At 68.1% G+C, this 13,967-nt stretch carries 13 protein-coding genes and 1 pseudogene; 8 read left to right on the plus strand and 6 right to left on the minus strand.

All coding sequences use genetic code 11. The features are described from left to right. Window positions 1-103: 103 nt before the first annotated feature. Window positions 104-961 (plus strand): hypothetical protein, encoded by an 858-nt coding sequence (locus tag J8M50_RS40835; RefSeq protein WP_029184258.1) that lies wholly within the window; start codon window positions 104-106, stop codon window positions 959-961. Here the strand turns inward: J8M50_RS40835 and J8M50_RS40840 are convergent. From J8M50_RS40840 to J8M50_RS40860, 5 genes are all read right to left on the minus strand, one after another. Next, window positions 949-1,806 carry an aldo/keto reductase gene (locus tag J8M50_RS40840; protein ID WP_029184259.1) on the minus strand — a complete coding sequence of 286 codons (858 nt, stop codon included), beginning with the start codon at window positions 1,804-1,806 and terminating at the stop codon, window positions 949-951. The genes J8M50_RS40835 and J8M50_RS40840 overlap by 13 nt on opposite strands. Further along, a complete protein-coding gene (locus J8M50_RS40845) occupies window positions 1,740-2,936 on the minus strand; it encodes a JmjC domain-containing protein (RefSeq protein WP_010356790.1) in 1,197 nt (398 codons plus the stop codon). Before J8M50_RS40845 ends, J8M50_RS40840 begins: the two co-directional genes overlap by 67 nt. An 85-nt stretch (window positions 2,937-3,021) precedes the next feature. Further along, the gene (locus J8M50_RS40850; RefSeq protein WP_010356791.1) at window positions 3,022-3,192 is read right to left on the minus strand and encodes a hypothetical protein; all 171 of its coding nucleotides are present in this window, start codon (window positions 3,190-3,192) and stop codon (window positions 3,022-3,024) included. 96 nt (window positions 3,193-3,288) lie between these two features. After that, window positions 3,289-3,654, minus strand: a complete 366-nt coding sequence (locus J8M50_RS40855; protein WP_050987326.1) for a hypothetical protein — start codon at window positions 3,652-3,654, stop codon at window positions 3,289-3,291. Further along, entirely contained in the window at window positions 3,651-4,142 is a 492-nt protein-coding gene (locus J8M50_RS40860; protein ID WP_075692557.1) for an ATP-binding protein, read from the minus strand. Before J8M50_RS40860 ends, J8M50_RS40855 begins: the two co-directional genes overlap by 4 nt. A 251-nt stretch (window positions 4,143-4,393) precedes the next feature. Between J8M50_RS40860 and J8M50_RS40865 the strand changes: the two genes are divergently transcribed. From J8M50_RS40865 to J8M50_RS40895, 7 genes and pseudogenes are all read left to right on the plus strand, one after another. Then, window positions 4,394-5,734, plus strand: coding sequence for an NsdA family TPR-like regulatory protein (locus J8M50_RS40865; protein WP_010356794.1), 1,341 nt, complete (start codon window positions 4,394-4,396; stop codon window positions 5,732-5,734). Between the two features lie 91 nt (window positions 5,735-5,825). Then, the gene (locus tag J8M50_RS40870) at window positions 5,826-6,998 is read left to right on the plus strand and encodes a serine hydrolase domain-containing protein (protein ID WP_010356795.1); all 1,173 of its coding nucleotides are present in this window, start codon (window positions 5,826-5,828) and stop codon (window positions 6,996-6,998) included. Between the two features lie 116 nt (window positions 6,999-7,114). After that, window positions 7,115-7,606, plus strand: a pseudogene (locus tag J8M50_RS40875) (transposase); the annotation flags it as partial. An 828-nt stretch (window positions 7,607-8,434) separates the two neighbouring features. Further along, a complete protein-coding gene (locus tag J8M50_RS40880) occupies window positions 8,435-8,680 on the plus strand; it encodes a PDDEXK family nuclease (protein WP_223786405.1) in 246 nt (81 codons plus the stop codon). Window positions 8,681-8,785: 105 nt separating this feature from the next. Continuing rightward, complete coding sequence (locus tag J8M50_RS40885; protein ID WP_075692555.1) at window positions 8,786-9,964, plus strand: tyrosine-type recombinase/integrase; 1,179 nt, start codon at window positions 8,786-8,788, stop codon at window positions 9,962-9,964. Further along, a complete protein-coding gene (locus tag J8M50_RS40890; RefSeq protein WP_075693844.1) occupies window positions 9,961-12,591 on the plus strand; it encodes a tyrosine-type recombinase/integrase in 2,631 nt (876 codons plus the stop codon). Before J8M50_RS40885 ends, J8M50_RS40890 begins: the two co-directional genes overlap by 4 nt. Next, window positions 12,588-13,169, plus strand: a complete 582-nt coding sequence (locus J8M50_RS40895) for a DUF6262 family protein (RefSeq protein WP_010360948.1) — start codon at window positions 12,588-12,590, stop codon at window positions 13,167-13,169. The genes J8M50_RS40890 and J8M50_RS40895 overlap by 4 nt, the downstream gene beginning before the upstream one ends. Here J8M50_RS40895 and J8M50_RS40900 read toward each other — a convergent pair whose 3' ends face one another. After that, window positions 13,170-13,865, minus strand: a complete 696-nt coding sequence (locus J8M50_RS40900; RefSeq protein WP_075693088.1) for an IMP cyclohydrolase — start codon at window positions 13,863-13,865, stop codon at window positions 13,170-13,172. Window positions 13,866-13,967 lie beyond the last annotated feature (102 nt).

Here is a 13,967-nt window from a genome sequence, read left to right on the forward strand (position 1 = left end):
TCAGGGCGTCAGTTCACGGGCGAGTAACCGCCGTAGCTGAATATGTGAGGTTGATCCATCAGTTGTGTGCACCTCCGGTTGCACCGCTGCTACGGTCGCGCTCATGACGCTCTCGGTCTCTACGGGTCAGGCTGTCGATCTTCGGGTGCAGTCGGTTGACGAGGTTCTGGATCGCATCGAGCGGGCTCTTCAAGTGCGCCTGCTTCCAGGTTCGTTGGTGCGCAAGCGGCGGTCAGTCGGGGCCCGGACGGACCGTGACACCTGGGTGCGGGTCGAGCGGCGTCTGCTCGCCAAGATTTCCGACCAGGGGTGGAACGGTACGGAGGCAGCCGCCCGTCTGGAAGGTATCGCCCAGCCCGTCTGGCATGGCTGCGTGGTCTGGCGGGACCAGGACGCGTCGGCGATGTGGCGAGCCGATGAGACCGAGCTGCTGCTGGCGGCTCCTGTTGGCAATGCCATCTTGAGCGAAGCCCCAGAGCTGGGGGACGACTGGTGGGCGGCCCTGAATGCCTCGCTGGACGCCCTGGCCGCTCAGGAAACAAGGCGAGTCGCTACCCCGGATAGCGAGACCATCACGCAGGCCCTTGTCACCGAGGCCATCCGCGGTGTCTTCTCCGGCGGCTTCGACACGACCGTCGAGCGCTGGGTGCCGGCCCACGCCGATCTGAACTGGGCCAACACGACCGCGCCAACGTTCAACGTCTTCGACTGGGAGGACTGGGGCAACGCCCCGCTGGGCTTGGACTCGGCCAACTTGTGGGCGAGTTCGCTCGCTGTCCCGGCTCTGGCTGACCGCGTACGGCACGAGCGACGGGCCGACTTCGAGAGCCGGGACGGCAAGCTGATGACGTTGTTCGTCTGTTCGAAGATTCTCGGGCCGTACGCGCATCCGGAGGACCCTCGGCTGGAACCTGCCCGGCGGATGGCCGAGCAGGTCATCACGGAGCTTCAGGCCGGCTGACCCGGCGAGTGGTCGCGGAGGAGATTCCGGTACTCCTCGACGGTCTGTTCCTCGACCTGGCCCGCCAGGGCGCCGATGAGTTCGCCGAGATGGGCTGGCTCGTCGGTGCCCACGGCAACGGCGTCGACCTGCGGCAGGTGGTAGGCGGCTCTGAACGCCGCCTGCACTTGGGACAGTCGGCTGCCGTCCTGGAGGAAGATGCGGGTGTCGATCCGGTTCCAGACGGAGTCGCTGGTGTTGCCTCCGAACGGGCTCATCCCCCAGACCGTGATCTTGTTCGGGCCCCAGGCTTTCGTGAGGCTTTCTGCGGCGTCCAGGGCTCTGGCTCCGACCAGGAGGCCGGCGCGGACCATGAGAACGGCCGGCCTCGGGCTGGTGCCGTCGATCAGGCTCAGCAGCGGCGACGGGTCCCAGGAGGCGATGCCCCAGGCGGCGCACAGTCCTTTGGCCGCAGCCTCGTCGAGTGTCTCGCATGCCTGCATCAGCACGGTTTGGTGGTAGGCGCCGGCGGTCCGGAGCGACTGTTCCGGGTTGTGGAGGAAGACCAGGTCCGGTTCCCGCCCGAGGTCCTTGGCCGCCTGTTCCGTCGCCGCTCGCAGCCGTATCGGGTCCAGCGAATGTTCCGCCGAGCCCGGAGTCGGGAAGTAGCCGACCTTGGTGGAGACCGAGAACTTCGGCAGCAGGTCGCCGGCCATTTGTGCCAGGACCTGATGCGAGCGAAAGCCGAGGTAGTTGGTGCTGGTGTCGAGTGCGGTGACGCCGAGGTCGAGTGCTCCGGTCAGGAGACGGCGTTCGTGACGAGACCGGTGTAGCCCGAGGACAATTCGGGGGTCAGTACCGCGCACAGCTCCTCCTTCACCAGGATCTCGGCGACCTCCGTCACCTCGGTGCCGACAATGGCGGCGGCCTGTTCCAGGTCGACCGGCCGGCCACTGGTCAGGAGACGCAGCGCGGGCAGGGCCTTGGCCGCGAGCGTCAGCCTCTTCCCCGAGGCCACGACGTCGACGGTGTCGCCGTTTTCCACAATCTGTGGACGGAAGCGAGTGGTGCAGACCACGGCGTCGAGCGGTCCGAGTATGCCGAGGAACGGCACGTGCCGCGGCAGCGTTGCCTCCTGCTCGTACGCGGCCAGGTAGTCGGCCGGAGAACGCTTGCTGACCAGTTCGGCGGCAGCGGTGACGAGGGCGTCGTCGCCGGTGCCGTGCCGCCGGTCGAGGTCGTGGCGGAAGAGCTCCTGCTCGCGACACCAGTCGGCCAGCCAGGTGAGGTAGCTCGCTCCGGTGCGCTTGGTGATGCCGAAGGTGACGTGGAGGCTCTTGCCGGAGCCGCTGCCGGTCCGGGTCGCCTGGTGCCAGTGGCCTCGCGGGATGTGCATGACGTCGCCGGTGCGCATCACGCCGGACCAGATGATCTGGTCACTCGGTGCGGTGTTGGGGTCGGCGTCCCGGTACATCGGGACCTTGCGGGAAGTCGAGCGCACTTCCCACTCCTTCTCGCCGGCCAGCTGGACGATGATGACGTCATGGTCGTCCCAGTGCAGAGGGAAGCCGGCGGCGTCGTTCGTCGTCAGGTAGGCGTTGACCTGCACCCGCTCGTGGGACCACCACTGCAGGGCCCGGCAGGTGACCTCCATGGTGGGGTCGAAGACGTTGGCCTGGTCCATGATGACGGTGGCGCCTTCGCCCAGGAGCCTGCCCAGGCTGCGCATGTTCACCATGGAGATGCTCTGGCCCCTGGGGCTGACGCTGTCGGTGTAGTAGATGGCCGGATGAACCTCCTCGCCCTTCTGGAAGCAACGGAACTGCGGGCGGTTCAGGCTCCGGCGCATCGCGATGTCGAGCAGCCGGTTCGGCGTCATGATGCGGGAGACGAGGCCGAGGTCGTCCATGCTCCCGCGAACGAAGCCTCTGCCGAGTTCCTCCGCTCCGTTCCAGCCGAGCGCTGTTTCGATGGCGCTGATCAACTGATGTTCCATCGTGCTCCTCCATGGAATTGACCAGGTGGTTCGGGCACGGTGAGGGCCAGCACAGTCGACCGCGCCGGCCCTCACCGATTCATGGCTACTCGCCGTCGTGCAGGTTGCCGTCGCCACCGGGCCACGGCGAGTCACCGGAGCTTCCGGCGTTGTCCGACCGGAGGCTGTCGTAGCGGTCGTGGACGGCGGTCAGTTCCGTCACCGCCATCAGGAGGCCGCTTCGGACCCGAGGCGGTGTTGCGATGAGCTCTGCCACTTCGTGCTCCTTCCTCTTCGGTTCTCCCGTCAGGACTCCGACGGGAGCTCTGTGGCCGCTCCACGGCCGGGGAGTGGAGATGCCGTGGAGCGGCGGTCATTGGGGCCGGTGAGTCGCGTCCTGAACCCGCGACTGGGCCGGTTCGCGACTGGTCGGCGGCAGACCGGTGTCGCGGTGCATGATGGTCTTCAGAACGCGCTGATCCAGTTCGTACAGACAGGCCCGGCAGAGGTAGAAGGCCGCGTGCATGCCGCTCGACTGGACGGCCTCGATCCACGTCACTTCGATGTCGGTGCTTCCGCACCACAGCCAGCACTCACCGTGGGCCTGCCATTCGTGGTGATCCCACAGCGCGTGCTCGGTGAATTCACGGGTGTTGGGGTCGACGTCTCGGCGGGTCGGGCGGAAGACCACATCAGGATCGGGCAGCGGAATCGGTCGCAGCTCGCGCCGGCCCATCATGCGACCGCCAGCGTGAGCGGCTCGGTCGCGGCCACGATGCCGTTCTTCGGCCCACGTCCGAAGAACCGACTCAGAACGGCGGCTCGAATGGCCGGCGCCACCATGGGCAGCTCGATCTCGGCCCACACACGCTTACCTCGTCCGGAAGGCATCCAGGAACAGTGCAAGGCGAGACGGTCGACCATCGCCAGCCCCCTGCCGTTCTCGTCATCGTCCTGGGCCCAACTCATCTGCGGCGCAGCGGGGTTGGTGTCGAAAACGTCGATCACCAGACGGCCGGGACGATGGAAGAGCGTGACTGTCACAGGACCCTTGCCATGGACCACGGCATTGGTGACGAGTTCGGAGGCGATCAGACGGACGGTGTCGGCAGCGTCGTCGTCTGTCGACAGGCCCCACCCGCGCATCCGGTCGATGACCTTGTGCCGGGCAAGAGGCACGTCCTCTTCCACACCGGCGAGGACGAATCGATGGACGAGCGTGGACATGGGGGAACGCCTCCGAAGAGATGGAAAGCGGCTCCGTCCCCGACAGGGAAGCGGGAACGGAGCCGCCGATCTGAAGCCGTTTCCGCAGCGAACGCCTTACGCGTGCTGCCCGAACGGCTGATACTCAGTCAACGGCTGCCGCGCGCAAGGCGGAACGTTTCTAGGGGGTTCCTCATGGGGACGCCAACTCCGTACGTGGGCACGCGAAGCAGCCTCGCCACTGCGCGATGAAGGAACGAGGGAGTGATGACATGCCTGGTGAGCCGCTGGCCGTCCACCCGCTGAGCTTCCTTCGCCAGATGCGCGGCTGGGGCAAGGCCGAGTTCGCCCGACTGATGCAGGCCCACGGGCAATCGCTCGGCATACCGCTGGCTACCAACCGGACGACCGTGTGGAAGTGGGAGCAGGGCCAGGAGCCGGACGCGGATGCCCAACGCGTGCTCGCCGACCTCTTGCGCGTGCCGTACGAGCAGGTGCGTGAGCTGGGCTGGCCCGGCTGGCTGCCCGTGTGGGAGGTGACCGGGCTGACGGCTTCGTGGACCGAGGCCGGTACCGTTGAGGCCCTGTCCGAACTTGTGGGGAGTGGCCGCATGGACCGCCGGGGCTTTCTCACCATCACCGGCGCGGCTCTGACGGGCCTGGCGGCAAGCTGGGTGGACGCTCCTTCCGCTTTCGCTTCGGCCCTGGGTGGCGACCAGGTCACGGACACCATGGTCTCGACGATCGAGCAGCGCATCAGCACGCTCCGGACGCTCGACGACCAGCTCGGCGGCGCCAGGCTCCTCGAACAGGCCCGAGGCGATCTGGCCCTGGTCACCGGTCTGCTGAGTGCCGGCCGCTACTCGGACAAGAATCGCCTCCGCCTCTACGGCCTGGCCGCCCAGGTGTCGCACCTGACCGGGTGGATGGCGTACGACGCCGGTCTGCGGTCCGCCGGCCAGCGCTACCACGTCGCTTCGCTGCGCAGCGCCCGGACCGCTGGAGACGACGCCTTCGGCGCTTTCATCCTGGCCGAGATGGGTGTACACGTGTCCGAGGCCGGCCGGACTGCCGAGCGGGTCGACCTCATCTCGACCGCGATCGACAACGCGCCGGGGACCTTGTCGCCGCACACGCAGTCCTTCCTCTACCTCCACAAGGCTGAGGCTTCCTCGCGTGACGGCGATCATCAGACTGCCGGGACGGCACTCAACCGCGCTGTTGCCCTCTGGGATCGTGGCGGAACAGAAGAGAACCCGGACTGGCTCGGCTGGTTCGGTGAGGCCCAGCTGAAGTCGACCGAGGGCAAGGTCCTGCTGCGGGCCGGGCAGGTCGAGCGAGCCACCAGTTCTCTGGAAACCTCCGTGAAGACGGCGGCTCCCCGGGACAAGGCCGTACGGTCCAGCCGCCTGGCCGAAGCCCGGCTGGCCGGTGGTGACCTGGAAGGTGCGCTGGACGCTGCGAACTACGGTGCCGAGCTGCTGGAGGCCAGTGTCAGTTCGGTACGAGCCGTGGACCGCTTGAAGGAGTTCTCCGCCCGGCTCGAACCGAGCAAGGCCGTTCCGGCTGTCCGCGAGTTCCGCGAGCGGCTTCAGGCACTGCCAGCAGCTTGATTCTCCCAAGGAGCCGAAGCATCGGTGCTTGGGACTCCGCAAGGTCGAATTCTCCTACGTCAAGGAGCTAAGTGGCTGGGAGAATGGCGCCATGACGACGATCGACGGCGAGGTTGCGCCCGGATTCGAACCAGTCCGGGAGGCGTTCGAGGCGAATTTCGCCCGGCACGGTGACATCGGCGCGGCGTTCTGTGTCTACCAGGATGGCCAGCCGGTGGTGGATCTGTGGGGCGGCGTCGCTGATCCCGACACCGATCGAGTTTGGACGCGGGACACGTTGCAACTGGTCTACTCGGCAACCAAGGGAGCGACCGCTACAGCGGCCCACATGCTGGTCGAACGTGGTGAGCTGGATCTCGACGCACCGGTGGCCAAGTACTGGCCCGAGTTCGCCGCAGGCGGCAAGGCGGACATCACGGTGCGGTGGCTGCTGTCCCACCAGGCCGGCCTTGTCGCATTGGACCAGCCTGTGCCGTTGAGCCAGGCACTGGCCTGGCACCCGATGGGGGCGGCTTTGGCCGCCCAACGTCCGCAGTGGACGCCAGGCACGGCCCACGGATATCACGGCCGAACCTGGGGCTGGCTGGTCGGTGAGGTGATCCACCGAGTGTCCCGCCGTTCGCCGGGCCGCTTCTTCGCCGACGAGATCGCTGGCCCTCTGGGGCTGGACTTCTACATCGGGCTGCCGGTCAGCGAACGGCAGCGGGTTAGCCGCATGGCGTATCAGCCGCCGACTGTCGACCTCACCACCTTGCCGCCAGAGCAGATTCCCGAGGACCTACGCGAACTGGTGGCGGCTTGGCGCGACCCGAACTCACTGAGCAACCGGGCCTTCGCGGTGACCGACCCAACCGCCATCGACTTCAACTCACCCGAGGTCCAGGCCGCCGAGCTGCCGTCCTCCAACGGCATCGGTACCGCCCGCTCACTGGCAAGGATGTACGCGGCGGTGATCGGCGAGGTGGACGGCGTACGCCTGGTCAGCGAAGAGACCCTCGCGGCAGCGACCAAGGAACAGGCCAGCGGGCCGGACCAGGTCATGGTGCTGCCCAGCAGGTTCAGCTCCGGGTACATGCTGCCGACCGAGGACAACCCCATGACCGGGCCGAACGCCTTCGGTCACACCGGCCGAGGCGGATCGCTCGGCTTCGCCGACCCCGAGCACGGCATCGCATTCGGCTACGCCATGAACAACATCATCAGCGGGTCCGATGACGTGCGTGCGGCGTTGTTGGTCGATGCGGTACGCAGGTGCTTGGCGTAGTGAGGTTCTTCGAGTTGGCCACCGATCAGGTGACGGTCCGTGAAACGCAACGAGCGAGGCCCCCGGACTGTTGATCGAGATGTCTGACGTCTCCATCACGTTGCTCGGGGGCCTCGTTGGCCGTCCATCCTGCCGCACTCGACCTGCCGCATGCACTCGTGGAATGGGTCACCGTGCTGGTCGTCACCCGTGAGGGTGACCGCCGCTGCAAGCTCCGGCCATCCCAACACGCGATGGTGGCATTGGTGTACCTGCACGAACACACCACCCTGGCAAAGATCGCCACCGGGTTCGGGACCAGCGAGTCCACCGCCCACGCCTACACCAGCCAGGTCATCGGCCTGCTCGCCGAACGGGCACCGGGTCTGCTGAAGGTCCTGCGCGAGACCAAGGCGGACTTCGTCCTGCTGGACGGAACCCTGGCGGAGTGCGACCGGGTCGGCGACGGCCGGGCCGACTATTCCCACAAACACCGGCGCCACGGCGTGAACGTGCAGGTCGTCACCGACCCCGACGGCCAGCTGTGGCTCTCACTCGCTCTGCCGGGCCGGGCCCACGACCTGACCGCAGCCCGGACCCACCGGATCATCCGCATCTGCGAGCGCCAGCGGGATTTCAAGTCCAGTGAGACGGTTGTGACGCTATGAGGTTTGTGGTGAGGGTTCCTTGCGCTTGGCCGGGGCGGGTCCGGCGGGCGTGGTGCTGGTCATGAGGGGATGGTTCTCATGTTGTGCCCTCTCAGGCTCACCCGCCGAAACGGGGCGTCTCACCCAAGGCTGACAGAGAGGGGTGGCGTCAAGAGGTGTAGAGCGAGCTGCCCTGAGTTCGTAGCGCTCGGCGATCTTGTTTCAGGTGGACCGCAGAGGTGTCCCTGGCCCTGCCGTGAGGCTTCCTCGCGCTCGGTAGGTGGGACGTAGGCGGGTGCGGAGCCGCTCTTCCCGATGGAGTGTGAGGCGGGGTTTGGGACAGGCTAACGTGCTGACCGCCCCCACCGGACAGCTCTCCTTCACCGCATGAGGGTGCGTCAAAGACCTGCCTCCCTGTCCCGGATGCAGTGACGACAGAGCGGGATCGGGGCCATTGACGGCTGATGCGTGATGTCAACGGACTTGTGAGCATGGCGTTTCCGGGACCGAAGCCCTGACCATTGAGGACGTGATCGGTGAATGCGATCAGATTTGGGGGAGGGCGTCGATGCCCGAGGAGTCGGCTGCGTGTCCGGGCGGCGGAGCCAAGACGGCCGGGCGTACGTGAGGGCCGGCTGATAGTTCCGATCGACCGTGTGGGCTCAGCGGCGCCGTTCCCTGGGGCCCAGGGGAGCGTTCACGTGCCGGGCGGTACATGGCCCTCACGCCATCTTCACATCTTCGTAGGCTCTTGCGGAAACAATCCTGCATCCCCTTGACGTTGATGCCCTCTGAGTCGAGGAGGGGAAGGTGCCGGGCCTGAAGCTGTTCCGCACGGACACGACAAAAAGCGGCATGATCGAGGTCATACCGCGTTTTGCTGAGGTCGAGGCTGATGTACAGGGTCTCGTCGAGAGCCACATGGAGACGCTGCTGGGTGTCAGGTTCCTGGCGAGCGAGTACAGCACCGGGCGGGTCCACGGGGGCCGGATTGACTCGCTCGGGCTGGACGAGAACGGGGCGCCGGTCGTCGTGGAGTTTACCGACCGCAGGTAGTCCTGCCCGTGATGTCCGTCTGGGACTGTGACCAGCACGTCCCAGGCTTGTTTACCGACCGTGTCCGGGACGTCTGTCATGTTCTGGAGTCGGTACGGAGGACGAGTGGCACGGCGTGTGGTGGTCGGGGACTTGCGGGTCCAGCAGATCGAGCGGAAGGACGGGCGGCGGTCGTGGACGATCGTGTGGCCCGAGGGGACGGTGTACGCGGAGGCGGACCGGTTCCTGCGTCTGCATGATGGTTCGGGAACGCAGAGGACGTACGCGTATCTGCTGGTGGACCATCTGCGGTGGCTGGAGCGGGAGGGCCTGACCTTCGCCGCAGTTCAACTGCGGGACCTGGAACGGTACATGGGTATCGTCGGTGCCGAGGTCCGCATGCCGCTCGGCGAGCCGTGGCGGGTCGGCAAGCGCCCCTACGGCCACTCCGCGTTGTCGACCGCGGCGGCTTGTCTGAAGGGCTTCTACCTGCACCAGTCCTCCCTCGGCATCAACGGCGAACTCGGCAAGAAGCTCGACAAGTCGCGGCTGCCGTCGCGGGTGGACCGACGCCGTTCGTTCCTCGGGCATGTGAAGTCGTCGCTGCCCAGCAACCCGCTGGCGCCGAAGGGGCCGCACCGCCGGCATCCGAAGATGCTTCCGGACGGCGCCCGGGAGAGGCTGCTGGAGACGGTGAACGGCGCCCGGGACCGGCTGGTGGTTACCTGGCTCGCCGACGGCGGGCTGCGCATCGGCGAGCTCTGCGGGCTGCACCTGGTCGACCTGCACTTGCGCGAGAACGCGGCCTGCGGCGAGTGCCGCGCCCCTCACCTGCACGTCTGCCACCGGCCCGGCAATCCGAACCGGGCCGAGGCCAAGACCAAGCACCCCTGGCGGGTCGAGCACGGCATCGTGACCGGCGGGCTGATCAAGCGGGTCAGCCCGGCAATGGTGCACACCTACTTCGAGTACGTCACCACCGAGTACCCGCGCGGCGCCGGGCACGGCATGCTCCTGGTTCAGTTGCACGGCGCCGATACCGGACAGCCGTGGGCGCCGGTCGGGGCCCGGCGGATGCTCGGCCGGGCCGGGAAGCGCGCCGGACTCGGGGTCGTGAAACCCCATGCCTTCCGGCACTCGTTTACTTCCGCGGTTCTCGACGCGGCCGACGGCAACACGCTGATCGCCCGGGACGCCGGCGGCTGGGCCTCGGCCGCGATGGTGGATGAGGTGTACGGCCACGTCGATGTCCACGACCCGGTCTTCGACGCCGCTCTGCGCACGGTCTGGGGTGAGACGAAGTGACGACGCCGTCGCTGCTGCCGCAGCAGGATGCCCGCACGCGACGGGACCGGCTGGAAGTGCTCACCGCGCTGATCAACGGGCCCGAGTTCGACCCGGTGCTGCGCGGCGGGGTGCTGAAGATCCCGCCGACGCACCCGGTCTATCCGTGGAGCTGCACAGTCGTCGACTGCGAGCGGCCCCGCTGGCGGCGCTACGCGATGTGCTCGGTGCACGCCGGGCAGTGGCAGGAGGCGGAGGCGCGCGGCATAAGCCGGGCTCAGTTCCTGCGGACCGCGGAGCCGCTGCCGGCCACGGAGATGCCGGAGGCGATGATGTGCCGGATCTGCCCGCAGCGGCCGGCGTTCAGCCTGCAACTGGTGCTGTGCTTCCGGCACCGCAACCGGTGGCTGAGCCACCTGAAGCGGCACCCCGAAGGACGTGTGAACGAGGGGGAGTTCGAGCGATGGCTGGCCGACCAGCCGTGCCTGCCGGGCTACGGCGAGTGCCGCGCGGACGTGTGCGACGAACTGGCCGCCTCGCCGCTGGGGTTGTGCGGCGCGCACGAGCGCGGCTACATCCGGGCCGGGCGCCCGGGCGGGGCGAAGCCGCCGAAGAACTTCTTCGCCACCTACGAGCGCAGTGATCGCCCCGTGCCCGTGACCTGTGAGGACGAAGTCGCCTTCCGTACCTGGTGCAGCGCACAACTGCCGGTGCACCGCACCGGAACGGTCAACCTGCGCGGGCTGCGGCCCCTGCTGAGGGCGGAGTTGCAGTGGGGCATGTATGTCCACGGCCTGCAGCCCGTCGCCGTGTGGCACCTGACGTGGGTGCAGTCGCTCGCGGACGAGTGCCAGCGCCGCGACGTGGACTCCCTGGCCGGCCTGGAAGCCTCCGTCTTCCGCCGCGCCTACCACCAGCGCATGGTCCAGGAGATGCAACAGGCCCTGCGGAAGATCTACTTCACCCCCTCCGACACCCGGGATGCCGGCTACATCGAGACCGAGCACTTCGGGGTGCGCTTCCCCCACCGCTCCAGCTACGTCGACCTGACCTGCATCACCCAGCAGTGGCTGCGCGACCTCTTGTGGGATCACATCGCCGACGTACTGCGCTCGCCCACCTGCCCGCGCAGCGCCCAGCCGGTGGACTTCGTGCGCCGCGCCGGCGCCGAACTGTCCGCGTTCTTGGAGGCGGAGGCGCCGGGCGGCGGCCACGACCCCACCGTGCTGCGCAGCGAGCACGTCCACCGCTTCGTCGCGGACCTGCGCAACCGCGAACGCCTCGGCCTGGCCTTCCGCGGCCAGGCCCGCCTGGACGGCAAAAGGGCGAAGGTCACCGAGAACTCGCGCCGGATGGTGTTCAACTACGGCCGGTCCCTGCTGCGCGGCGCGCTGGACAGCGGCAGCGCCGAGAGAATCGGCCTGGACCGCACCTTCATCGCCGCCATGCCGGTCGGCGGCCCGGGCACGCCCCGCAGCCGCAACCCCTTCCCCGACGAAGTCGCCCGCGCGCTTGCGGACGAAGCCAACCTGCAGCAGCTCGCCGACGGCTACGACCCGCACGACCGGGGCCTGCGGGACATGTGGGAGACCATCATCGTCACCGGCCGACGCGCCAGCGAGGTCATCCAGCTCCGCCTGGACTGCATCGGCCGCTACGGCGGGCTGCCCCTGCTCTGGCACGACCAGACCAAGGTCGGCAACCTGAACGCGGCCGTCCGCATCCCCGACCAACTCCTGGACCGGCTCGAAGAACGCCGCCAAAAGACTCTGACCCACTACGCCGACCGGCACGCCGGCCGCCCGCCCACTGCTGCCGAACGCGCTCACCTGGCCCTGTTCCCCACCGACATCCTCAACCCCGACGGCCGCCGCGCTTTGTCCTACACCTGGTTCCACACCGGCTTCCGCAGCTGGATCGCCGACCTTGACCTCGGCGGTCACTACGTCGCCCACCAGGCCCGGCACACGCTGGCCACCCGGTTGCTGCGGCACGGCGCGAGCCTGACGCACATCCGCCGCTACCTCGGCCAGGTCTCCGACCGCATGGCCGAGCACTACGTCCACCTGACCCAGTCGGACCTGGACAACGTCCTCCAGCATGTATGGGTCGCCGGACCCGGCACCACGAGTCCCGGCGAAATCCTCACCAGCGACACCATCCCGCTTACCCGAGAACAGGCCCAGGCCCTGGCCATCGACCTGTCACGCCGCAGCACCCCCGCCGAGGGCGGGTTCTGCACCTTCCAGCCCGTCGTCGACGGCGGCGCCTGCCCCTGGAGCCTCGACTGCCACAACTGCGACAAGTTCGTCCTGTCCGGCGCCGATTTGCTGTACTGGCGGCGGAAACGTGAGCAGTGGCGGCTGCTGGCTGAGGGTGCCCCCGATGACGCCACCGCCGACTACCTCCACCGCTACTTCGAGCCCACTGCCCGCGCCATCGACGGCCTGGAGAAGGCCCTGGCCGGCCTCGGTCTCCTCGACGACGCCCTGGCGCTGGACCTGCGCAAACCCCAGGACTACTTCCACCGCGTGTGGTCCACCGCCTTCCGCGCCGCCGACCTCGCCGACGCAGGCAGCGACGAGCAGGGCGAATACAGCGATACGTGCACAGACGACGGAGACGCCCCCGAACAGGACGCCGCATGAACACCGCCACGGTCCCCGAACCCCGCACCGCGGCGGCCCTGGCCGCACGCCGCCGCAAAACCGAAGCCGCCCTGGAGCGCATCCACGACGCGATCGCCCGGATTCGACGCGAGAAAGCCCAGGTCAGTGTCGCCGCTGTTGCCCGCCGCGCGGACGTCTCGCGCACCTTCCTCTATGACAACCCCGATGCCCGGGCCGCCATCGCTTCGGCGATGGCAGAGGCCGGCGAACGACGGTCGGGGATGCTCGTCGAGCAGGACACCGAGCGGCAGGCGACCTGGCGCGAACGTGCGCTGAACGCCGAGGAGGCTATCAAGGGCGCCCACGCCGAGATCCGCATCCAGCGCACCCGCATCGGCGAACTCCTCGGACAAATCCGGGACTTGGAAGCAGAGTGGACCGAGGAGGCCATCCAGCGGATCACCACCGAGAACACCACCCTCAAGCAACGAGTCCGGCAGCTCACCGCCGACAACCGCACCCTCGACGAACGGCTCAAGGCCGCCCGCTCCAACCTCCGCTTCCAAGACCGCCGCGTCGCAGACCTCGAAGCCCAACTCGCCGCTCCTGACAGCTGATCACACCCAAGCAGACACCTCGTGGCGGATGGCGGCATCGGCCAGCCGTCCCGGCTCGAAGACCGCCACCGCCACGCGGAGCTCGGGAGTGAGGGCGCCCCAGAGCTCCTCCAGGAGTTCGTCCTGGTCGGCTGCCTCGGTCCGGGCTTCGAGGAACGGCTCGCCGGTCGCGACCGAGCGACCATCGGAGCGGTACGTCGTCATCAACACAGCGTCCCCCGGCTCCAGATCCCTGACCGCGAGCGTCAGCACGTCAGCCGCCGCCCGACCGCTGCGGCTCCGCCGCGCAGCACCGAACCACGCCGCCTGTCCCGAGTGGACGTCCGCCACCACGGTGACACGGGGCGTGAAGATCGGTGGATCGGGCTCGTACTCCAGCCCGCCCAGCGCGTCGACCGGGCTTTGAGTCTCCTGCAGCCGGTCCGACACCACGGCGACCTGCTCGCCGTTGCCGAAAACCAGCCACCCATCCCGCTCGCGGGCCGCAACGTAGTGCCGAAGCGGATCGTGTTCGGCCTCGCCGGTCGGCGCGACGATCAGTTCTCCCTCGCCGCGGCGCACGGCGCGGGCTTTGGAGGCCGCACTGCGTCCGGTCAGGAAGTAGCCACCGCACAGCGCGCCGCTGAGCGTCCTCGCCCACAGCACGCCCCGCCCCGGATAGCGATTGCCTGCGACAACCTCGTGCACCAGATCCACCGGGCCGCACACTCCTCTATCTACTCGAACGCGAAGCGCAGGTCTCTACGCACCGCCATCCAACCGCAACGGCATCGGCGTCCGCTGGACAGGCCCCTATTC

The organism is Streptomyces acidiscabies, from assembly GCF_020010905.1.
Classification (GTDB): domain Bacteria; phylum Actinomycetota; class Actinomycetes; order Streptomycetales; family Streptomycetaceae; genus Streptomyces; species Streptomyces acidiscabies.

What these genes read in the sequence shown, in the direction of transcription:
- J8M50_RS40860 (WP_075692557.1), bottom strand. Translation starts at nt 4,142, where the DNA reads ATGTCCACGCTCGTCCATCGATTCGTCCTCGCCGGTGTGGAAGAGGAC.
- J8M50_RS40845 (WP_010356790.1), bottom strand. Translation starts at nt 2,936, where the DNA reads ATGGAACATCAGTTGATCAGCGCCATCGAAACAGCGCTCGGCTGGAAC.
- J8M50_RS40870 (WP_010356795.1), top strand. Translation starts at nt 5,826, where the DNA reads ATGACGACGATCGACGGCGAGGTTGCGCCCGGATTCGAACCAGTCCGG.
- J8M50_RS40865 (WP_010356794.1), top strand. Translation starts at nt 4,394, where the DNA reads ATGCCTGGTGAGCCGCTGGCCGTCCACCCGCTGAGCTTCCTTCGCCAG.
- J8M50_RS40895 (WP_010360948.1), top strand. Translation starts at nt 12,588, where the DNA reads ATGAACACCGCCACGGTCCCCGAACCCCGCACCGCGGCGGCCCTGGCC.
- J8M50_RS40855 (WP_050987326.1), bottom strand. Translation starts at nt 3,654, where the DNA reads ATGATGGGCCGGCGCGAGCTGCGACCGATTCCGCTGCCCGATCCTGAT.
- J8M50_RS40835 (WP_029184258.1), top strand. Translation starts at nt 104, where the DNA reads ATGACGCTCTCGGTCTCTACGGGTCAGGCTGTCGATCTTCGGGTGCAG.